Annotated in this window: 19 protein-coding genes; 11 read left to right on the top strand and 8 right to left on the bottom strand. The window is 57.0% G+C overall.

Going from position 1 to position 20800, the window contains the following annotated elements; all coding sequences use genetic code 11:
• Positions 1 to 100: 100 nt before the first annotated feature.
• Positions 101 to 607, top strand: a complete 507-nt coding sequence (tpx, locus tag F3J28_RS05350) for a thiol peroxidase (RefSeq protein ID WP_008461361.1) — start codon at positions 101 to 103, stop codon at positions 605 to 607.
• A 51-nt stretch (positions 608 to 658) separates the two neighbouring features.
• Here the strand turns inward: tpx and tyrR are convergent, their stop codons facing one another.
• From tyrR to pspA, 7 genes are all read right to left on the bottom strand, one after another.
• On the bottom strand, positions 659 to 2221 hold the full coding sequence (gene tyrR, locus F3J28_RS05345) for a transcriptional regulator TyrR (protein WP_008461360.1): 1563 nt from the start codon (positions 2219 to 2221) through the stop codon (positions 659 to 661).
• A gap of 226 nt (positions 2222 to 2447) precedes the next feature.
• Positions 2448 to 3515 carry a YcjF family protein gene (locus F3J28_RS05340; RefSeq protein ID WP_166873452.1) on the bottom strand — a complete coding sequence of 356 codons (1068 nt, stop codon included), beginning with the start codon at positions 3513 to 3515 and terminating at the stop codon, positions 2448 to 2450.
• Complete coding sequence (locus F3J28_RS05335) at positions 3512 to 4909, bottom strand: YcjX family GTP-binding protein (protein WP_166873449.1); 1398 nt, start codon at positions 4907 to 4909, stop codon at positions 3512 to 3514. The genes F3J28_RS05340 and F3J28_RS05335 overlap by 4 nt, the downstream gene beginning before the upstream one ends.
• 112 nt (positions 4910 to 5021) lie before the next feature.
• Positions 5022 to 5252 (bottom strand): phage shock protein PspD, encoded by a 231-nt coding sequence (gene pspD / locus F3J28_RS05330; RefSeq protein ID WP_008461357.1) that lies wholly within the window; start codon positions 5250 to 5252, stop codon positions 5022 to 5024.
• A gap of 125 nt (positions 5253 to 5377) precedes the next feature.
• Positions 5378 to 5737: an envelope stress response membrane protein PspC gene (pspC, locus tag F3J28_RS05325; RefSeq protein ID WP_039303566.1), complete on the bottom strand. Its 360-nt coding sequence runs from the start codon at positions 5735 to 5737 to the stop codon at positions 5378 to 5380.
• A complete protein-coding gene (pspB, locus tag F3J28_RS05320) occupies positions 5737 to 5961 on the bottom strand; it encodes an envelope stress response membrane protein PspB (RefSeq protein WP_008461355.1) in 225 nt (74 codons plus the stop codon). The genes pspC and pspB overlap by 1 nt, the downstream gene beginning before the upstream one ends.
• A 61-nt stretch (positions 5962 to 6022) precedes the next feature.
• Positions 6023 to 6691 (bottom strand): phage shock protein PspA, encoded by a 669-nt coding sequence (gene pspA / locus F3J28_RS05315; RefSeq protein WP_008461354.1) that lies wholly within the window; start codon positions 6689 to 6691, stop codon positions 6023 to 6025.
• Between the two features lie 172 nt (positions 6692 to 6863).
• On the opposite strand from pspA, the gene pspF reads away from it, so the two are divergent.
• From pspF to pdeR, 10 genes are all read left to right on the top strand, one after another.
• Entirely contained in the window at positions 6864 to 7862 is a 999-nt protein-coding gene (gene pspF, locus F3J28_RS05310) for a phage shock protein operon transcriptional activator (protein ID WP_166873446.1), read from the top strand.
• A gap of 114 nt (positions 7863 to 7976) precedes the next feature.
• A complete protein-coding gene (gene sapA / locus F3J28_RS05305) occupies positions 7977 to 9614 on the top strand; it encodes an ABC transporter substrate-binding protein SapA (protein ID WP_166873444.1) in 1638 nt (545 codons plus the stop codon).
• Complete coding sequence (gene sapB, locus F3J28_RS05300) at positions 9614 to 10579, top strand: putrescine export ABC transporter permease SapB (protein ID WP_166873441.1); 966 nt, start codon at positions 9614 to 9616, stop codon at positions 10577 to 10579. The genes sapA and sapB overlap by 1 nt, the downstream gene beginning before the upstream one ends.
• Complete coding sequence (gene sapC / locus F3J28_RS05295) at positions 10566 to 11456, top strand: putrescine export ABC transporter permease SapC (RefSeq protein WP_008461347.1); 891 nt, start codon at positions 10566 to 10568, stop codon at positions 11454 to 11456. Before sapB ends, sapC begins: the two co-directional genes overlap by 14 nt.
• Positions 11456 to 12448, top strand: coding sequence for a putrescine export ABC transporter ATP-binding protein SapD (sapD, locus tag F3J28_RS05290; protein WP_166873439.1), 993 nt, complete (start codon positions 11456 to 11458; stop codon positions 12446 to 12448). The genes sapC and sapD overlap by 1 nt, the downstream gene beginning before the upstream one ends.
• Complete coding sequence (sapF, locus tag F3J28_RS05285; RefSeq protein ID WP_008461344.1) at positions 12448 to 13254, top strand: putrescine export ABC transporter ATP-binding protein SapF; 807 nt, start codon at positions 12448 to 12450, stop codon at positions 13252 to 13254. Before sapD ends, sapF begins: the two co-directional genes overlap by 1 nt.
• Before the next feature lie 276 nt (positions 13255 to 13530).
• Entirely contained in the window at positions 13531 to 14322 is a 792-nt protein-coding gene (gene fabI, locus F3J28_RS05280) for an enoyl-ACP reductase FabI (RefSeq protein ID WP_039294025.1), read from the top strand.
• 211 nt (positions 14323 to 14533) lie between these two features.
• Complete coding sequence (locus F3J28_RS05275; RefSeq protein WP_166873436.1) at positions 14534 to 15709, top strand: CMD domain-containing protein; 1176 nt, start codon at positions 14534 to 14536, stop codon at positions 15707 to 15709.
• Positions 15710 to 15794: 85 nt separating this feature from the next.
• A complete protein-coding gene (locus F3J28_RS05270) occupies positions 15795 to 17729 on the top strand; it encodes an exoribonuclease II (protein ID WP_166873434.1) in 1935 nt (644 codons plus the stop codon).
• Between the two features lie 195 nt (positions 17730 to 17924).
• Positions 17925 to 19916, top strand: a complete 1992-nt coding sequence (pdeR, locus tag F3J28_RS05265; protein WP_166873431.1) for a cyclic di-GMP phosphodiesterase — start codon at positions 17925 to 17927, stop codon at positions 19914 to 19916.
• Here the strand turns inward: pdeR and F3J28_RS05260 are convergent.
• On the bottom strand, positions 19913 to 20782 hold the full coding sequence (locus tag F3J28_RS05260; protein WP_039294035.1) for a crotonase/enoyl-CoA hydratase family protein: 870 nt from the start codon (positions 20780 to 20782) through the stop codon (positions 19913 to 19915). The two genes, pdeR and F3J28_RS05260, sit on opposite strands and share 4 nt — an antisense overlap.
• Positions 20783 to 20800: the final 18 nt, after the last annotated feature.

Raw genomic sequence — 20800 nt, 5'->3', positions numbered from 1 at the left:
GCCCACGCTTTTGCATGTACTTTCAGTTTTTTATGTTCATCACGGATTTCCTGGAATACACTGTTCCCGGCGTTAATTTTATGTAAAAGGAAGATTAAACATGTCACAAACCGTTCATTTCCAGGGCAACCCGGTCAAGGTTGCAGGTCAGATCCCACAGAAAGGCAGCAAAGCCGCCGCCTTCTCTCTGGTCGCGAAAGATCTTTCTGACGTTGCGCTGAGCCAGTTTGCCGGCAAACGTAAAGTGCTGAATATTTTCCCAAGCATCGACACCGGCGTGTGTGCCGCGTCCGTGCGCAAATTCAACCAGCTGGCTACCGAGCTGGATAACACCGTTGTGCTGTGTATTTCTGCCGACCTGCCGTTCGCTCAGTCCCGTTTCTGCGGCGCTGAAGGCCTGAACAACGTTGTCACCCTTTCCACCCTGCGTAACCCTGAGTTCCAGCAGACCTACGGCGTCAGCATTGCCGAAGGCGCGCTGAAAGGCCTGACCGCACGTGCGGTAGTGGTTATCAATGAAAACGATGAAGTGATCTTCAGCGAGCTGGTGAATGAAATCACCACCGAGCCGGATTACGCTGCGGCACTGGACGTGCTGAAGGCTTAAGCCTCAGACCTGTATGAAAAGAAAACCCCGGATTTCCGGGGTTTTTTGTTTTTACTCTTCGCCCTTCTTCTGGCTCAGGCCATATTCGCGCAGCTTGTTGGCGATCGCGGTATGGGAAACACCCAGCCGTTTTGCCAGCTTACGCGTACTTGGATAACTGCGGTACAGCTGCGTTAACACGGAACGCTCAAAACGGCTGGTAATATCGTCCAGCGAGCCTTCCATCGCCTCTTCCCCCACGGCCAGGCTGGCCGAATCGAAGTCCGGCAACAGGATGTCCTGAGGGCGCAGCTCGTAGCCTTCCAGCTGAGTTAACGCGCGGTAAATGGCGTTTTTCAGCTGACGCACGTTACCCGGCCAGCCATAGCGGGTCAGCACGCTGCTTAAATCGTGAGACAGCTTAGGCCGCGGTACGCCCTGCTCGTCGGCAAAGCGCGCCACAAACAGCTCCGTCAGCGGCATGATGTCCTGCGGGCGATCGCGCAGCGGCGGCAGGTTCAGGGTCAGGACGTTGAGGCGATAATAGAGATCCTCGCGGAACTCGCCTTTCTGCACCAGCTCCACCAGATTTTTTTGTGTCGCGCAAATCACGCGGACATCAACATGCACCTCATGCTCTTCGCCGACGCGACGGAACGTGCCGTCGTTCAGGAAGCGCAGCAGTTTGGTCTGCATACGCGGCGACATTTCACCGATTTCGTCCAGCAGCACAGAGCCACCGTTGGCCTGCTCAAAGAAGCCTTTTTTCCCTTCGACGGCGTTGGCATAAGCCCCGGCCGCGTGACCAAACAGTTCGCTTTCGATCACGTCGTCAGGAATAGAGCCGCAGTTCAGCGCCAGATAAGGTTTTTGCGCTCGCGGGCTGCTCAGGTGGCAGGCATTGGCCAAAAGATCTTTGCCCGTACCGGTATCGCCCACAATCAGCAACGGGGCATTCAACAGCGACAGTTTGCGCGCCTGCTCAACCACATGACGCATTTTCTGGCTGACGGCGACAATCTGGTCGAAGGCACTGAAATCGCTGCTGGAGAGATTTTGCAGCTGGCGCCCCATGCGCACGGTAGAGCGCAGCATCACCACCGCGCCAACCAGCAACGGCTGATTATCTTCGCCGTCCAGGTGAACCGGGGTGATCTCCAGCAGGAAGTTTTGCCCGTGGATCACAACATGTTCGGTGTGGGAGTCGTGCGGTTCGCTCTCCAGCCAGCGGGTAAAGTTAAATCCGCTGATCAACGTGCCCGCATTATGGTTACGCAGACGATCTTCGCTCTGCCCGAACAGCGCGCAGCTTGCCGGATTGGCCAGTTCAACTTTGCTGCGCATATCCAGCGACAGCACCGGCTCCGGCAGCGCCTCAAGTAGCGCACTCAGGGCGCGATGTTCGCGCTCGGAAGGCATCCACGGCACTTTACGCACGTCGGTAACGTCTGGGATGCGGCGAATTTCCGCCATCAGGCTGCTGAAAGATTCAAAATCAAGGGAGGAAAAATTAAGGTAAATACGCCCGATCGGGTCAATTTCGATACCGCGCAAATCAATACCGCGCAGCACTAACAGATCGAGCAGTTCACGAGTGAGACCAAGGCGGTCCTGACAAAAGACTTCCAGACGCATGCAGGTGACCTTATGTTACGGAAAACGGCCTATACGATCTTCAGCCGGGCTGAAGGACCTCATAGAGTTGCAGGGATAATAACGCAGTTAGCCGTTAGCAAGAAGATGCCTGTCATGAAATGTTGACACTAAAAGACAAACCACTGGTCAACAAGCACGAAATTTATACGTGTGCTGTAAACAACAAAGGGCAGCCGAAGCAGCCCTTTAGGTCAATGATACAAATTCAGTTGGTAGGTTTGTTTTTCCCGGAGGCCAGCGTCTCTTTCAGCTGAACCAGAAGCTGTTTGCGGAAATCCCCCAGCCGGGGCTTGTCATCCTCCAGCCACGGCAGCGGACGGCAGAGCTCCATCGCCTTAATGCCCAGGCGGGCAGTTAACAGCCCGGCCCCAATCCCCTGCGCGGCGCGAGCCGAAAGTCTGGCGGCAATGTCCTGCGACATCCAGTCCATGCCGACTTCACGCACCAGCTCGCTCGCCCCGGCGAAAGCAATATTCAGCAGCACCAGGCGGAACAGGCGAATACGGCTGAAATAGCCCAGTTCGATACCGTACAGCGTGGCGATGCGGTTGATCAGGCGCAGGTTGCGCCAGGCAATAAAAGCCATGTCCACCAGCGCCAGCGGGCTGACGGCGATCATCAGCGTGGATTCGGCAGCAGAGCGGCTAATTTCACGCCGGGCCTGAGCGTCCAGTACCGGCTGAACAAGCTGAGCATAAAGCGCCACGACTTCCCGGTCGTTGTGGGTTTCATGGATCGAGGCATACCAGCGCTGCAGCGCCGGATGGCCTTTATCCAGCCCGGCCTGGCTGGCCAGTTTTTCGCAGAACGCCCGCCCTCTGCCCGTGCTGTGACTGGCGAGCAGTTCTCGTGCCTCGTCACGCTCTTCGGCACGCTGGCGCAAACGCCACAGCCGCCGCCATTCGCTGGCAATCGAGCCGACGCCAGCCGCGACGATAAGCCCCCCGGCAAGGCCGCCGCCAAGCGCGATCCAGTCCTGAGTCACAAAAGCGTTGTGGGTCCACTGTACGCCCTGGGCCACGACGCTGACGCCAAACAGCGCCAGTCCGGCTGTCACCATTTTGCGCCACAGGCTGCGTTTCGGTCTTAAAGCAGCCTCAATAACGGCCTCGGCCTGCCCTTCTTCGTCGGCGAGCGTTTCAACGCTGGTGGTGATCGGGGTAAACTTTTGCGCTTCCGGTTCACTGAACGCGTGTGCCGCTTTCCAGTCCTGCTCTTTTTCCGCCTCCAGCGGCTGCGCAAAATCGATGCGCGGTTTAATAGGATCGCTCATCGCAATTTATCTCCAATTAAAAATTCCAGCGCCGCGTCCAGCCTGATGTGCGGCAGCGGACGGTCAACGTCCATCACCTGCGGCCGGAACTGTTCGAACTGAAAGCCCTGATTTTGCCAGAAAGCATTGCCGGGCAGGCGCGAAGGCACCTCCCCCGGATACACCGTCAGCGGCGCACCGTCGCACAGGCGATTGCCGCGCAGCGCCGGAATTTGCTCCCCCTGCACGTCCACCATGCCGCTTTGCGTTGCCTGCACGGAGGCCAGCCCCATGCAGTCCATGCTGATGCCTTCGAAGGCCGCGTTTTGCCAGGCGTCCTGCACCAGCTGTTGCAGGAGAGAAACCATGTTAGCGTGCTGGTCTACCGTGACATGGTCGGCTTTGGTGGCGGCAAACAGCAGCTTATCGATCACCGGGGAAAACAGGCGACGGAACAGCGTGCGCTGCCCGTAGTGGAAGCTTTGCATTAGTTGGGTTAACGCCAGGCGCATATCGTTGAACGCCTGGGGCCCGCTGTTGAGCGGCTGCAGGCAATCCACCAGCACGATCTGTCTGTCGAAGCGCAGGAAGTGATTCTTATAGAACCCTTTCACCACCTTTTCACAGTAGTAATCAAAACGCGCGCGCAGCATGCCGATGTTGCTGGCCTTATCCGCCTGGGCCAGCTTCGACTCACCAAAAGCATCCACATCCGGCCACGGGAAAAACTGCAGCGCGGGCGCGCCCGCCATATCTCCGGGCAGGACAAAGCGCCCCGGCTGAATAAAATGCAGCCCTTCTTTTTTGCAGCGCATCAGGTAGTCGGTCCACGCTTCGGCAACCGCCGCCAGGCGGTTTTCATCGGCGGGAGCGAGAGGATCTAAACCCTCGCAAAGGCGACGCCATTCCGCCGACCACTCGGCACGCTGGCCCTGCAGCAGGCCTGTCATCTGGCGCGACCAGCTCAGGTAATCCTGCGCCAGCATGGGCAGGTCAAGCAGCCACTCCCCCGGATAATCAACAATCTCCAGGTAAAGCGTGGACGTGTCTTTGAAGTGGCGCAGCAGCGAATCGTTGGAGCGGTAGCGTAACGCAAGGCGCATTTCGCTTACGCCACGAGTCGGCGTCGGCCAGGCCGGTGGCGTGCCGAAAAGCTGCGCCATGCCTTCATCATAGGTGAAACGCTGAATGCCCAGATCGCGCTGCGGCACGCGCTTAACGCCAAGCAAACGATCTTCACGCGCGGCGCTAAGCATTGGCAGCCGTGCACCGGTGTGAATGCCCAACAACTGGTTGACCATCGCGGTGATAAATGCGGTTTTACCGCTGCGGCTCAGCCCGGTTACCGCGAGGCGTAAATGACGATCAACGCCCCGGTTTACCAGGGCGTTAAATTCGTTTTTGAGTCGGTTCATAAGCGTCCTGATTGCCTTCCGCTGCAGAAAATACCTTTATTGATAATATCAAATGGGGCTGATTACCAAGAATCAAAACATTAAGCGGAACATTTCGCCGCCGCGAGGAGGGTTATTTTGCCATGCGGCGGTCGTAACGGTCAGAGACGTTGCGCAGGATGCGGGTCAGTAACGGCTCCAGCACCACGGCCAGTATCATTTTCAGCGGGCGGCGGGCTACCGATTTGATTGCCCACGCCGCAAAACCCGCCGGGCCGAACCGCAGCGCGGCAAGTAAAGCAAGCTTCCCGGCAAGTTTCAGGCCTGGTTTAGCTTTCTGGCTGACGGAATGGAATGTAGTCATTGTCTCTCCAAAAGCGGTTAATTGCGGTGGGTGGTTAGCATTGAGCCTGTGCGCCCTCACCCCGGCGTTCTCCCCCAAGAGAGGGAGAAAACCTGTTTATCCCCTCTCCTGGGGAGAGGGTTGTTTTACAGCTGGCGAAAACGGCTGCGCAGCGTGAAAGTGTCAGACGTAATGTAACGCTCCATTGAGCGTAAACGTTGCTCACCGGCGGCCAGTTCCGCATCCACCGCGTTCAGCAGATCGCGGTTGGTCGGTTGCGTATCTTTTTCATCTGCGCCGTAGGGCATCGGGTCCAGCACAAATGTCATCACGATGTAGGCCACCAGCACAAAGAACGACAGGCCAAAGAATATCGATAAAATTGCAATGGCGCGGACCAGTTTGACCGGCACATCAAGGTATTGCGCAATACCCGCGCAAACTCCTTTTACCATCCCTTTCTCAGGGATACGCCACAGCTTACGACCGGAAAATGAATTCACCATTAGTTGTTTCTCCAGTTCGGGTGTTCAGCATCAAGGATCTGTTCCAGAGACTGAATGCGCTCCCGCATCTGTCGCGCCTCATCGGTCAACTGGGCGAGCCGCTGCTGCTCACTCTGTGAAAGCTGCCCAGCATCAGGACGATTGCTGTAGTGAAGCCACAGCCAAATCGGTGCCACAAACAGCACAAAGATGGTCAGCGGGATAGCAAGAAAAAGCGCAGTCATGTGTACTCCTTACGGGTCAGGCTTGAGTCGCGATGCGCCGGGCGCATCGCGGCCTGGATTATTATTGACGATCCTGGTTCATTTTTGCTTTCAGCGCAGCTATCTGGGCGCTGATTTCATCATCGGCTTTTAGCTCGGCAAACTGCGCGTCCAGAGACTTCTGTTTGCCAAAGGCGTGGCTTTCCGCCTCGGATTCCATCTGGTCGATGCGGCGCTCGAAAGATTCGAACCGGGCCATCGCTTCATCCAGTTTACCGCTATCCAACTGGCGGCGAACATCGCGTGAAGAAGAAGCAGCCTGATGACGCAGGGTCAGCGCCTGCTGGCGAGCGCGGGTTTCGCTCAGCTTGTTTTCCAGCTCGCCGATTTCTTTCTTCATGCGCGCCAGAGTTTCATCCACGTGCACAACTTCATTTTCCAGCGTGACGATCAGGTCGGTTAGCTTCTGTTTTTCAATCAGCGCGGCACGCGCCAGATCTTCTTTTTCTTTACGCAGCGCAAGCTCGGCTTTTTCCTGCCATTCGGCCTGCTGCGCGGTAGCTTGTTCCACACGGCGGCTCAGCTGTTTCTTTTCGGCCAGCGCGCGGGCTGAAGTGGAACGCACTTCTACCAGCGTGTCTTCCATTTCCTGAATCATCAGGCGCACCAGCTTCTGCGGATCTTCCGCTTTCTCCAGCAGGGAGTTGATGTTCGCATTCACGATGTCGGCAAAACGAGAAAAAATACCCATAATTCAATCCTCTTAGTCATTATCTCAGGTGCCAGGCACTCTGCTCTGACAGGATATTGCAGCATCCGTGCCAACTTTTTACTTCATTGATTAATAAGAATTAATGTAAATTTGACGATCCCACAAAAGCCGCTATAGTGGTTAAATTAACTAACTATTAGGGAATTTAACCATGCCTGAAAACAAGGACAGCCTCATTGGAGAAGCTAATAGCTTTCTGGAGGTCATGGAACAAGTTTCCCGCCTGGCCCCGCTGAATAAACCGGTGCTGGTCATCGGCGAACGCGGCACCGGGAAGGAACTCATCGCCAACCGCCTGCATTTCCTCTCCCGCCGCTGGCAGGGGCCTTTTATCTCCCTCAACTGTGCGGCACTGAACGAAAACCTGCTCGACAGCGAGCTGTTTGGCCACGAAGCCGGCGCGTTTACCGGCGCGCAGAAGCGCCATCAGGGTCGTTTTGAACGAGCTGAAGGCGGAACGCTGTTTCTTGATGAGCTGGCCACGGCCCCAATGTTGGTGCAGGAGAAGCTGCTGCGGGTGGTGGAATACGGTGAACTTGAGCGCGTGGGCGGCAGCCAGCCGCTACAGGTGAATACTCGCCTCGTCTGCGCCACCAATGCCGATTTACCGGAGCTGGCCGAACAAGGGAAATTCCGCGCCGATTTGCTCGACAGGCTGGCGTTTGACGTGGTGATGCTCCCGCCCCTGCGCGAGCGGCGATCGGATATCCTGCTGCTGGCCGATCACTTTGCGATTCAAATGTGCCGGGAACTTAATTTGCCGCTGTTCCCCGGTTTTACCGGGATGGCCTGCGAGACGCTGCTTAACTACGGCTGGCCGGGCAATATCCGCGAGCTGAAAAACGTGGTTGAGCGCTCGGTGTACCGCCACGGCTCAAGCGATGAGGCGCTGGACAATATTATCCTTAACCCCTTCACTCATAAACCTGCCCCGCTCCATCAGGCCAGACAAGAGGCTCCGGCGCACCTGCCCGGCCTGCCGCTCGATCTGCGAAGCTGGCAAAACGAGCAGGAGAAAAACCTGCTGGAACAAAGCCTGAAGCAGGCAACTTTTAACCAGCGCCGGGCTGCAGAACTGCTGGGCGTGAGTTATCATCAGCTACGAGCGATGCTGAAAAAACACCAATTAAGCAGCCTGACGCCGGACTGAGCGGCGTTTTTTTCATCGTCCTGCGCAGAAAATTGCCGATCGTCACCAGTAATTTTGGGGAGAAGGCAAGAGTGCGATACACTTTGCCCATCACTTGAGATAACTCAAAAACTTATGCGCGGAATGCTCTCCTCCCTGTTACTGGGTTTATGCTGCCTGAGCGGCGCGGCGCGTGCCGCTGCGCCCGCTGAAAAACCGGCAGATATTCGCCGCAGTGGCTTTGTTTATTGCGTCAACGGGCAGGTCAACACCTTTAACCCGCAAATGACCAGCGGCGGCCTGACCGTCGACACGCTGGCGGCGCAGCTTTATGACCGCCTGCTGGACGTTGACCCTTATACCTATCGCCTGGTGCCTGAACTGGCGGAAAGCTGGGAAGTGCTGGATAACGGCGCGACTTACCGTTTCCACCTGCGCCACAATGTCCAGTTCCAGACTACCGCCTGGTTTAAACCCACCCGCGCGCTAAACGCCGATGATGTGGTGTTTACCTTTGAGCGTATCTTCGACCGCAACCATCCGTGGCATAACGTTAACGGCGGCAGCTACCCCTATTTCGACAGTCTCCAGTTCCCGGAAACGGTGAAAAGCGTTCGCAAGCTGGATGACAATACCGTTGAATTCCGCCTCAATAAGCCGGACGCCTCCTTCCTCTGGCATCTGGCGACCCATTACGCGTCGGTGATGTCCGCCGAATACGCCGCGCAGTTGACCAAATCTGACCATCAGGAATTGATGGACAGACAGCCGGTCGGCACCGGCCCTTTCCTGCTCAGCGAATACCGTGCCGGGCAGTACATTCGCCTGGCGCGCAACCAGCACTTCTGGCGCGGCGTACCGCTGATGCCGCAGGTGGTGGTCGATCTCGGTTCCGGCGGCACCGGCCGTCTTTCCAAACTGCTCACCGGCGAATGCGACGTGCTGGCCTGGCCTGCGGCAAGTCAGTTGACTATTCTGCGCGACGATCCGCGTCTGCGCCTGACGCTGCGCCCGGGCATGAATATCGCGTACCTGGCGTTTAACACCAACAAGCCGCCGCTGAATAACCCGGCCGTTCGCCACGCGCTGTCCCTTGCCATTAATAATCAGCGCCTGATGCAGTCTATTTATTACGGCACGGCAGAAACGGCCGCATCCATTTTGCCTCGCGCCTCCTGGGCCTACGATAACGACGCAAAAATTACCGAATACAACCCGGCGAAAGCCCGTGAGCAATTACGGGCCCTGGGCGTGGATAAACTGGAACTCCGCCTGTGGGTGCCGACCAGCTCCCAGGCCTGGAACCCAAGCCCGCTCAAAACCGCCGAGCTGATTCAGGCGGATATGGCGCAGATTGGCGTGAAGGTGATTATCGTGCCGATGGAGGGCCGCTTCCAGGAAGCCAGACTGATGGACATGAACCACGATCTGACGCTTGCCGGCTGGGCAACGGACAGTAACGACCCGGACAGCTTCTTCCGCCCGATGCTGAGCTGCGCGGCCATCGGCTCGCAAACTAACTATGCCCGCTGGTGTAACCCGCATTTCGACAGCGTGCTGCAAAAAGCGCTCTCTTCCCAGCAGCTTTCCGCCCGTATTGAAGCCTACAACGAAGCGCAGGATATTCTTTCCGCAGAGCTGCCGGTGCTGCCGCTGGCCTCTTCGTTAAGGCTGCAGGCCTACCGCTACGACATGAAAGGCCTGGTGCTCAGCCCGTTCGGCAACGCCTCGTTTGCAGGCGTGTCCAGGGAAAATGAAGAGGCGAAAAAATAATGATCATTTTCACGCTACGACGATTATTGCTGCTGCTGATCACTCTGCTGTTTCTGGCGGTGGTCGGCTTTAGCCTCAACTATTTTACGCCCCACGCGCCGCTGCAGGGTGCCTCGCTGTGGAACGCCTGGGTGTTCTGGTTTGAGAGCCTGTTGCACTGGGATTTTGGCGTCTCAAGCATTAACGGCCAGTCGATTAACGAGCAATTACGCGACGTGTTCCCGGCCACCATGGAACTGTGCATTCTGGCCTTCGGCCTGGCACTGCTGATTGGTATTCCGGTGGGGATGCTGGCGGGCATCATGCGCAATAAGTGGCAGGACAGGCTGATCAGCGCCCTGGCACTGGTCGGTTTTTCTATTCCGGTGTTCTGGCTGGCGCTGCTGCTGACGCTGTTCTTCTCGCTGACGCTGGGCTGGTTCCCAGTCTCCGGGCGTTTTGACCTGCTTTATGAGGTTAAGTCCGTCACCGGCTTTGCGCTGGTGGATGCGTGGCTCTCGGACTCGCCTTATCGCAGCGAAATGATCGTCAGCGCCCTGCGCCATATGGTGCTGCCGGTCGCCGCCCTGGCCGTCGCCCCGACCACCGAAGTGATTCGCCTGATGCGGATCAGCACCATCGAGGTGTTCGATCAGAACTACGTCAAAGCCGCCGCCACGCGCGGGCTTTCCCGCTTCACTATTTTGCATCGCCACGTGCTGCACAACGCGCTGCCGCCGGTGATCCCTCGCCTGGGCCTGCAGTTTTCAACCATGCTGACGCTGGCGATGATCACCGAAGTGGTCTTTAGCTGGCCGGGCCTTGGCCGCTGGCTGATTAACGCTATCCGCCAGCAGGATTACATGGCGATTTCCGCCGGGGTGATGGTGATTGGCTCGCTGGTGATTATTGTTAACGTGATTTCCGATATTTTGGGCGCTATGGCCAACCCACTGAAGCATAAGGAATGGTATGCCTTACGATAGCGTCTACCGCGAAAAGCGACCGCCAAGTACGCTGCGTCTGACGTGGCGTAAATTCTATGGCGATACCACCGCGATGATTGGCCTCTACGGCTGCGGCGGCCTGGCTATTCTGTGCCTGTTTGGCGGTCTTTTTGCCCCGTATCAAATTGACCAACAGTTTCTGGGCTATCAGCTTTTGCCGCCGTCATGGTCCCGCTATGGGGAAGTTTCGTTCTTCCTCGGTACCGACGATCTTGGCCGTGACGTGCTAAGCCGCCTGCTGAGCGGCGCAGCTCCGACGGTGGGCGGCGCGTTTGTCGTCACGCTTGCGGCAACAATCTGCGGCATCGTGCTCGGCGTGATAGCGGGGTCGACCCACGGTCTGCGCTCAGCGGTGCTGAACCACATTCTCGATACGCTGCTGTCGATTCCTTCTCTGCTGCTGGCGATTATTGTGGTCGCCTTTGCTGGCCCCCATCTCAGCCATGCGATGTTTGCCGTCTGGCTGGCGCTGCTGCCGCGAATGGTGCGTTCAGTCTACAGCGCGGTGCACGATGAACTGGAGAAAGAGTACGTGGTCGCCGCCCGTCTGGATGGCGCTTCCACGCTAAATATTCTCTGGTTTGCCGTCATGCCCAATATCACCGCCACGCTGGTAACAGAAATCACACGAGCGTTGTCTATGGCTATTCTGGACATTGCCGCACTCGGTTTTCTCGATCTTGGCGCGCAGCTCCCTTCCCCGGAATGGGGCGCAATGCTCGGTGATGCGCTGGAGCTGATTTACGTTGCGCCCTGGACGGTAATGCTGCCGGGGGCTGCCATCATGATAAGCGTCCTGCTGGTTAACCTGCTTGGCGACGGCCTGCGCCGCGCGATTAACGCGGGGGTGCAATAATGCCGCTACTTGATATCCGCAATCTGACCATCGAATTTATGACCTCCGAAGGTTGGGTAAAAGCCGTCGATCGCGTGAGCATGACGCTGGGCGAAGGGGAAATTCGCGGCCTGGTCGGCGAATCCGGCTCAGGGAAAAGTCTCATCGCGAAAGCTATCTGTGGCGTCACCAAAGATAACTGGCGGGTTACCGCCGACCGTATGCGCTTTGACGATATCGACCTGCTGCGGCTCTCGCCGCGTGAGCGTCGCCGCCTGGTGGGCCACAACGTGTCGATGATTTTCCAGGAGCCACAATCCTGCCTGGATCCGTCGGAAAGAATTGGCCGTCAGTTGACCCAAAATATTCCCGGCTGGACTTATAAAGGCCGCTGGTGGCAACGCTTTGGCTGGCGCAAGCGCCGCGCCATCGAACTGCTGCACCGCGTGGGGATTAAAGATCACAGAGACGCCATGAGCAGCTATCCGTACGAGCTGACGGAAGGCGAATGCCAGAAGGTTATGATCGCTATCGCGCTGGCAAACCAGCCTCGCCTGCTGATTGCGGATGAGCCCACCAACGCCATGGAGCCGACCACGCAGTCGCAGATTTTCCGTCTGTTAACGCGGCTCAATCAGAACAACAACACCACCATTCTGCTGATTAGCCACGACCTGCAGATGCTGAGCCAGTGGGCGGATAAAATTAACGTGATGTACTGCGGGCAAACCGTGGAAAGCGCGACGAGCGAAGAGCTGGTTGCCACGCCACACCACCCGTATACCCAGGCGCTGATCCGCGCGATCCCTGACTTTGGTAGCCCGATGCCGCACAAGAGCCGGTTAAACACTATGCCGGGCGCGATTCCGCTGCTGGAGCAATTGCCGATGGGCTGCCGTCTGGGGCCACGCTGCCCTTATGCCCAGCGCAAATGCATTGAAGCGCCAAGGCTTGAAGGGGCGAAAAATCACCTCTACGCCTGTCATTTCCCGCTGAATATGGAGAGTCAGTAATGGTCGAAACGCTGCTGGAAGTCCGCAATTTAAGTAAGACGTTTCGCTACCGTACAGGTTTGTTTCACCGCCAGCACGTCGAAGCGGTGAAGCCGCTCAACTTTACGCTGCGCGAGAAGCAGACGCTGGCGATTATCGGGGAAAATGGCTCGGGTAAATCTACGCTGGCAAAAATGCTGGCGGGGATGATTGAGCCGACCACCGGCGAGTTAGTGATTGACGATCACCCTCTCCACTTCGGCGATTACTCCTGGCGTAGCCAGCGGATCCGCATGATATTCCAGGATCCCAGTACTTCCCTGAATCCACGCCAGCGCATCTCGCAAATTCTGGACTTCCCGCTGCGGCTAAACACCGAACTTGAGCCAGAGCTGCGGCAAAAGCGCATTCTGGACACCTTGCGCATGGTTGGCCTGTTGCCGGACCACGCCAGCTATTACCCGCATATGCTGGCGCCGGGTCAAAAACAGCGTCTGGGCCTGGCCCGCGCGCTGATCCTCAGGCCGAAGGTCATTATTGCCGATGAAGCGCTGGCGTCGCTGGATATGTCCATGCGATCGCAGCTGATTAACCTGATGCTTGAACTGCAGGAAAAACAAGGCATTTCTTATATTTACGTGACCCAGCACATTGGCATGATGAAGCACATCAGCGACCAGGTGATGGTGATGCACGAAGGCGAAGTGGTGGAGCGCGGCAGCACGGCCGACGTGCTCGCCTCCCCGCTGCATGAGTTGACTAAACGGCTGATTAACAGCCACTTCGGCGAGGCTTTAACCGCTGACGCCTGGCGTAGGGATCGTTGATTTAGACTACTTCGCCACGATCATTCTCCCCCAACTTCCACTAGATAATTTGAGTTGCAGGTAGGCGGCAAGGGAGCAGTTTTCAGGAGCTTACTGAAGTAAGTGACTGAGAAATGGGCGTGCAGCCAACACCCCTGCGGCTCAAATTATGACGTGGAAAAGTGGTCGGATTAACGCTTACGCGGGAGTCATGTTAGAATCGCCCGGTCTTAACGTCGGCCTGCCTGTTTTTTCACCTGCTGGCCGCAACAACAATGACTATTAAGGATTAAAGCTATGGGTTTTCTTACCGGTAAACGCATTCTGATCACTGGCGTCGCCAGTAAACTCTCCATTGCCTACGGTATTGCACAGGCGATGCACCGCGAAGGCGCCGAGCTGGCATTCACCTACCAGAACGAGAAGCTGAAAGGCCGTGTGGAAGGTTTTGCTGCCGAGCTGGGTTCAAGCATCGTGCTGCCTTGCGATGTGGCTGAAGATGAGAGCATCGAAGCGCTGTTTACCGAACTGGCGAAAAGCTGGCCGAAATTTGACGGTTTCGTTCACTCCATCGGCTTCGCACCTGGCGATCAGCTGGATGGCGACTACGTGAACGCCGTTACCCGTGAAGGCTTTAAAATTGCCCACGACATCAGCGCATACAGCTTCGTTGCCATGGCAAAAGTTTGCCGTGAAATGCTGAACCCAGGTTCCGCCCTGCTGACCCTGTCCTACCTGGGCGCAGAGCGTGCAATCCCTAACTACAACGTTATGGGCCTGGCCAAAGCATCTCTGGAAGCTAACGTTCGCTACATGGCTAATGCCATGGGTCCAGAGGGCGTGCGCGTGAACGCCATCTCCGCTGGCCCAATCCGTACTCTGGCCGCTTCCGGTATCAAAGACTTCCGTAAAATGCTGGCCCACTGTGAAGCCGTTACCCCGATTCGTCGCACCGTAACCATTGAAGACGTGGGTAACTCCGCAGCCTTCCTGTGTTCTGACCTGTCTGCCGGTATCTCCGGGGAAGTGGTTCACGTTGACGGCGGCTTCAGCATCGCAGCCATGAACGAGCTGGAACTGAAAGACTAATTTCTGTTCCTGAGCGAAGCGGGCTGCGGCCCGCTTCGCTATTTCCCCCTGCTTTCCTCCCCTGAATCCGATTTAGTTATACCTTTCCGATATTTATTATCACCGATCATTCTTTTGTCACCTCCCGAGCTTGCGCCAGGATAAAACAGCGAACCAGGCCCGGTTTCCACGTTGTATCCGGGTCTGCAAACTTTTTGACCAAGGAACGACCATGGAACAACGCCGCTTTTCTGGTAAAAGCCACTGGTATCATGAAACCCAGTCCAGTCTGTGCCCGGCGGATGTACTGCCTTTAGTTCCCGAAGCAGCGCAGGTTGAAGACCGCTTTCTGCTTGATGTAGCCCCTTCTGAAGCACAATTGATTGTTGAAGCCCCGTGGCTTGATGCCGCCCGAGCGGTAGCCGATGTGCTGCTGCCGGAAAGGATTAACGTGACGCGTTTACACACCCTGAGTAGCTACGATCGCCTGAGCACGGCGCTGACCGTTGCGCAGGTCTACGGGGTCCAGCGCCTGTGTAACCACTATGCCGCTCGCCTTGCTCCCCAGCCCGGCCCTGACTCATCCCGCGAAAGCAACCGTCGCCTGACTCAGATCACCCAGTTTGCCCGCCAGCTTGCCAGCCAGCCGACGCTTATCGACGATAGCGCCTTAGCGCAGTTGGATGAATGCGGCCTCTCGGTGGACGATATTGTCTCCTTTACCCAGATTATCGGCTTCGTGGGCTTCCAGGCGCGCGCTATTGCCGTCTGGCAAGCGCTGCAGGGGCTGCCCGTTCGCTGGCTGCCTGGGCTGGACGGGCAACAGGACGCGGAACCTGCGTTGTTTACGCCGTACCCGGTCAACTGGCTTCCGGGGCTGGCGCCCGTTGAAATGCGTTATGCCCGGGCGGAACAGCTGGAAGTCTTGAGCATCAGCCAGCCGCTGCGCACGCTGCGTGATATTGCCTGGCTGCTTGCTCACGATGAGCGGGCGCTGTCTTACCTCAGCCAGCTTACCCGTCTGTTCTGGCAGACCACCGCGCAGCAACCAGACGATGCGCTACTGGTGGTGATGCTGACGTCACGGATTAACGGCAGCGCCGCCTGCTTTAGCGATGCCGCGGCGGCCTGGCAGGGAGATGCTGGATTACCGGACGCGATGCGCAACGGGGAACGGGCGCTTAACGCCTGGAGTCACAATCACCCTCGTGAAAAAGCGATTATTCAGGCCGTGCAGCTGTTAACCCGCGCCCCGGACAGATTTAGCGCCGCGCAGATTCAACCTTTGTATGAGCAAGGTTTTAGCGAGCAGCAGGTGCTGAAATTACTGGTTAGTGCCGGGCTGTCCGGGTGGATAAACCGCCTGAAAATTGGCCTGGGAAATACCGCTCAAGCGCTGAATCCATAAGCCTTCACGGCAATCAGCGCTTGCCGCAAGGTACGGTTTCGCGTAAAACTGTCAGCCGCTCTTTTGGCCACGAAAACGAAACGATATGCTTCAGGATAACCCGCTGCTCGCGCAGCTAAAACAGCAACTGCATTCTCAGACTCCACGCGCTGAAGGCGTGGTGAAAGGCACGGAAAAAGGGTTCGGCTTCCTCGAAGTCGATGCGAATAAAAGCTACTTTATTCCGCCGCCGCAGATGAAAAAAGTGATGCACGGCGACCGTATCAGCGCCGTCATCCACACCGATAAAGACCGTGAGTCCGCCGAGCCGGAAACGCTTATCGAACCTTTCCTGACGCGTTTTGTTGGCCGCGTTCAGAAAAAAGACGACCGCCTGTCAATTGTGCCGGATCATCCGCTGTTGAGAGATGCCATTCAGTGCCGCGCAGCTCGCGACGTGACCCATGACTTCCAGAACGGTGACTGGGCGGTAGCTGAAATGCGCCGTCACCCGCTAAAGGGCGACCGTGGCTTCTATGCCGAGTTAACGCAATTCATCACCTTCGGCGACGATCACCTTGCGCCGTGGTGGGTGACACTGTCACGCCACAATCTTGAACGCGAAGCGCCGGACGGCGTCGCCACCGAGATGCTTGACGACGGCCTGGTGCGCGAAGACTTAACGTCGCTGGATTTTGTCACCATCGACAGCGCCAGCACCGAAGATATGGACGATGCGCTGTACGTTGAAGAACTTGCCGACGGCAAACTGCAGCTGACCGTGGCCATCGCTGACCCAACGGCGTGGATCGCAGAAGGCAGCAAGCTCGACGGCATCGCCAAAATTCGTGCCTTTACCAACTATCTGCCTGGCTTCAACATTCCAATGCTGCCGCGCGAGCTGTCAGACGATCTCTGCTCCCTGCGAGCCAACGTTGTCCGCCCTGTCCTCGCCTGCCGCATGACCATTGAGCAGGACGGCGCTATCGCCAGCGACATTCATTTCTTCGCCGCCAATATCGAGTCCAAAGCCAAGCTGGTTTATGACGAAGTCTCTGACTGGCTGGAAGAGAAAGGTGGCTGGCAGCCGCAGAGCGACGCCATTGCGCAGCAAATTCGCCTGCTGCATCGCGTTTGTCTGACCCGCAGCGAATGGCGCCAGACCCACGCTCTGGTCTTTAAAGACAGGCCGGACTACCGCTTTGTTTTGGGCGAGAAAGGCGAAGTGCTGGATATCGTGGCCGAGCCGCGTCGTATCGCAAACCGTATCGTTGAAGAGTCGATGATTGCGGCTAACGTTTGTGCGGCCATCGTGCTGCGCGAGAAACTGGGCTTCGGGATTTATAACGTTCATACCGGTTTCGATCCGGCCAATACTGAACAGCTGGCAACCATGCTGCAAACCCACGGCATCACCGTGGACGCGCAGGAAGTCCTTACGCTGGACGGTTTCTGCAAACTGCGCCGCGAACTGGACGCCCAGCCTACCGGGTTCCTGGACAGCCGCATTCGCCGTTACCAGTCGTTCGCCGAGATCAGCACCGAGCCTGGCCCGCACTTCGGCCTTGGTCTCGAAGCCTATGCCACCTGGACTTCCCCAATCCGTAAATTCGGCGATATGGTTAACCACCGTTTGCTGAAAGCGATTATTAAAGGCGAAGCGGCGACGCGTCCGGCGGAAGAAACCACCGTCCAGATGGCGGAACGTCGCCGTCTGAACCGGATGGCCGAGCGTGACGTGGGCGACTGGCTGTACGCTCGCTTCCTGAGCCCGAAAGCCGGCACCGATACTCGCTTCGCAGCAGAGATTATCGATGTTAGCCGCGGCGGGATGCGCGTACGCCTGGTGGACAACGGGGCCGTGGCATTTATCCCTGCACCGTTCATCCACGCGGTACGTGATGAGCTGGTTTGCAGCCAGGAAAACGGCACCGTGCAGATCAAGGGCGAAGTCGTTTATAAAGTGACCGACGTTATCGACGTGACCATCGCGGAAGTTCGCATGGAAACGCGCAGCGTTATCGCTCGCCCTGCGGCCTGATCCTGATTTTCACCGTATAAAGCCGGGCGCTCTGCCCGGCTTTTTCATTTCTGTCATCTCAATGTGCCGATATATTGCACATCCTCTGCAAAAACAAGATCTTTTCCTCTTTACCGGGGCTTTAACATCGGCCGTCTGTTGCTACTATAAATAATAGATTTAGGTGATATTTTCCCCTGAGGCTCAGGAGCACGAATGAAAGACGATTTGGAGCAGAACCTGCTTTATCGTTACCTGGGGACGACCAGCCCCTACTGGCGTCTACCGGCGGACAGCAACGCCCTTCAGCTGGCGGCCAGCGAAGATTCAGACACCGGCCAGGTGGTGGCGCTGGACATGATACAGGCCGACGAAATTCGTCAGATGACGGTGATTACCTCCAGCCTGACTATGACGCTGTCGCTGTTCGGCATAGAAGTCCCGGTGCATATGGTCGGCCGCAAAGTGTCTAAACGCGAGTGGGCGGGCACCGCCTCGGCCTGGCACGACACCCACTCGGTGGCCCGCGACCTGGTCCAGGGCCTCTCTTTTGCCGAGCAGGTTGTCTCTGAAGCGAATTCAGTCATTGTCATTCTTGATAAACAGGGAAATATTCAGCGCTTCAACCGGTTAAGTGAAGAATACACCGGGATGAAAGAGCATGAGGTCATCGGTCAGAATGTCTTCAAGCTGTTTATGAGCCGCAGCGAAGCCGCCGCCTCAAAGCGCAATATCAGCGGATTTTTTCGCAATGGCAGCTCCTATGAAGTTGAACGTTGGGTCAAAACCCGTAAAGGCCAGCGGCTGTTTTTGTTCCGCAACAAGTTTGTCCACAGCGGCAGCGGCAAAAACGAAATCTACCTGATTTGCTCCGGCACCGACATTACCGAAGAGCGCCGCGCGCAGGAGCGACTGCGGGTGCTGGCCAATACCGATACCATCACCGGACTGCCTAACCGCAACGCCATTTACGACCTGATCACCGAGGCCATCGCCAAACGGGGCGACACGCAGGTCGGCATCGTTTATCTGGATCTCGATAACTTTAAAAAAGTGAACGATGCCTACGGCCACATGTTTGGCGATCAGCTATTGCAGGCCGTGTCGCTGGCGATTTTAAGCTGCCTCGAAGAAGGCCAGGTGCTGGCGCGCCTCGGAGGCGATGAATTTATTGTGCTGGCAACAAACACCTCTCAGGGCTCGCTGGAAGCGATGTCTTCCCGCATTCTGACCCGCCTGAAGCAGCCCTTCAGGATCGGCCTGATTGAGGTCTATAGCGGCTGTTCGCTGGGTATCTCTCTCGCCCCGCAGCACGGGGATGAACGAGAGAATCTGATTCGTAACGCCGACACCGCCATGTACACCGCCAAAGAGAGCGGCCGCGGGAAGTTTTGCGTGTTCTCTCCCGAGATGAACCAGCGGGTATTTGAGTATTTGTGGCTGGATACCAATCTGCGTAAAGCGCTGGATAACGATCAACTGGTGATCCATTACCAGCCCAAGATGACCTGGCGCGGCGAAGTCCGTAGCCTGGAAGCGCTGGTGCGCTGGCAGTCTCCGGAACGGGGTCTGATTCCTCCTCATGGCTTTATTTCCTATGCCGAGGAGTCCGGCCTGATTGTGCCGCTAGGGCGCTGGGTGATGGTTAGCGTTGTGCAGCAGGTGGCGAAGTGGCGGGACAAAGGCATTAATCTCCGCGTGGCGGTCAACGTGTCCGCCCGCCAGCTCGCCGATCAGACTATTTTTAGCGATCTCAAGCAAGCGCTGAAGGATCTGAATTTTGAATATTGCCCGATTGACGTTGAACTGACCGAGAGCTGTCTTATCGAGAACGAAGAGCTGGCGCTGTCGGTTATCAAGCAATTCAGTCAACTGGGAGCGCAGGTGCATCTGGATGACTTCGGCACGGGGTACTCGTCCTTATCGCAGCTGGCGCGCTTCCCTATCGACGCCATTAAGCTCGATCAGTCCTTTGTGCGCGACGTGCATAAACATTCCGTGTCTCAGTCGCTGGTGAGAGCCATCGTGGCCGTGGCGCAGGCGCTGAATTTACAGGTGATCGCCGAGGGCGTGGAAAACCAAAAAGAAGACGCCTTTCTTACCAAGAACGGCGTCAACGAACGGCAGGGGTTCTTATTTGCAAAACCAATGCCCGCTGCCGTGTTCGAGCGTTGGTTTAAGCGCTATCAGGCCAGAACAAAGCGCTAGCCCGCTTTACGCAGAGCCGTCGACGTATGGCGGTTTTGCAGCATGACTAGCCGTTCCATGTAGGCAATGTCCTTGTCCTCCAGGCAAAATGCGGCATCCACCCAGTCTTCGGTGATATCCATCAGTTCTGAGCGCGGCAGCTGTAACACGCGCTGCCGCGCGCGCAGCATGGCCTTCACGCCGTTAAGTTTAGGCTGTAGGGTATCGATGAAGGTACGCGTGGCCAGGTATCCCTGCCCTGGCTCAAACAGCTGATCTACCAGCCCGTGCTGCTGGTACCATTCCGCCGTGTGGGACTCGCCCTTATAGATCAACTCTTCAGCAAGTTTCATGCCCGAGCGGCGAGCAACCAAAGAGTACGCCCCCATCCCGGGAAACAGGTTGAAGGCAATTTCCGGGAATCCCAGCCTGGCATCGCGCTGTGCCAGCAGGAAATGGTGCGCGAGCGCCGCCTCAAATCCGCCGCCAAGCGCACTGCCCTCGACCATCGCCAGGCTGATCGCCCCCGTATCAAAACCGCGAGACGCAGCGTGCACGCAGTCCACGCAGGCGCGGGCATAAGCGCGAAGTGCCTCCCGACGCCCATTGCGAATAGTTTCCACAAAAAAGCCTAAATCGCCGCCGGTATTGTACATTCCGGGGACCAGCGAGCCGGTAACCCAGAAATCGACTTTAAATCCGGCCTTCTGGACGATATATCCCAGGTTCATTATTTCCTCGATAAGTCCGTGATTGAAGCAGGGGCGCGGGCGGGCACGAAGCATCATCCAGACTGTACGGCGTTCTTCTTCGTAATATCCAGACAGTTGAGTAAAACGTGCAGTGTCAGTAAAGAGTTTGCAGGTTGGTTGGTTGATAACTGTCATAGCCAGATCCTCATTAAA

Origin of the sequence: Enterobacter sp. Ap-1006 (genome assembly GCF_011752835.1) — a bacterium.
Taxonomy (GTDB): domain Bacteria; phylum Pseudomonadota; class Gammaproteobacteria; order Enterobacterales; family Enterobacteriaceae; genus Cedecea.
Note: the sequence above shows the minus strand (reverse complement) of the source record. Positions and strands in the feature narration are given on the sequence as shown.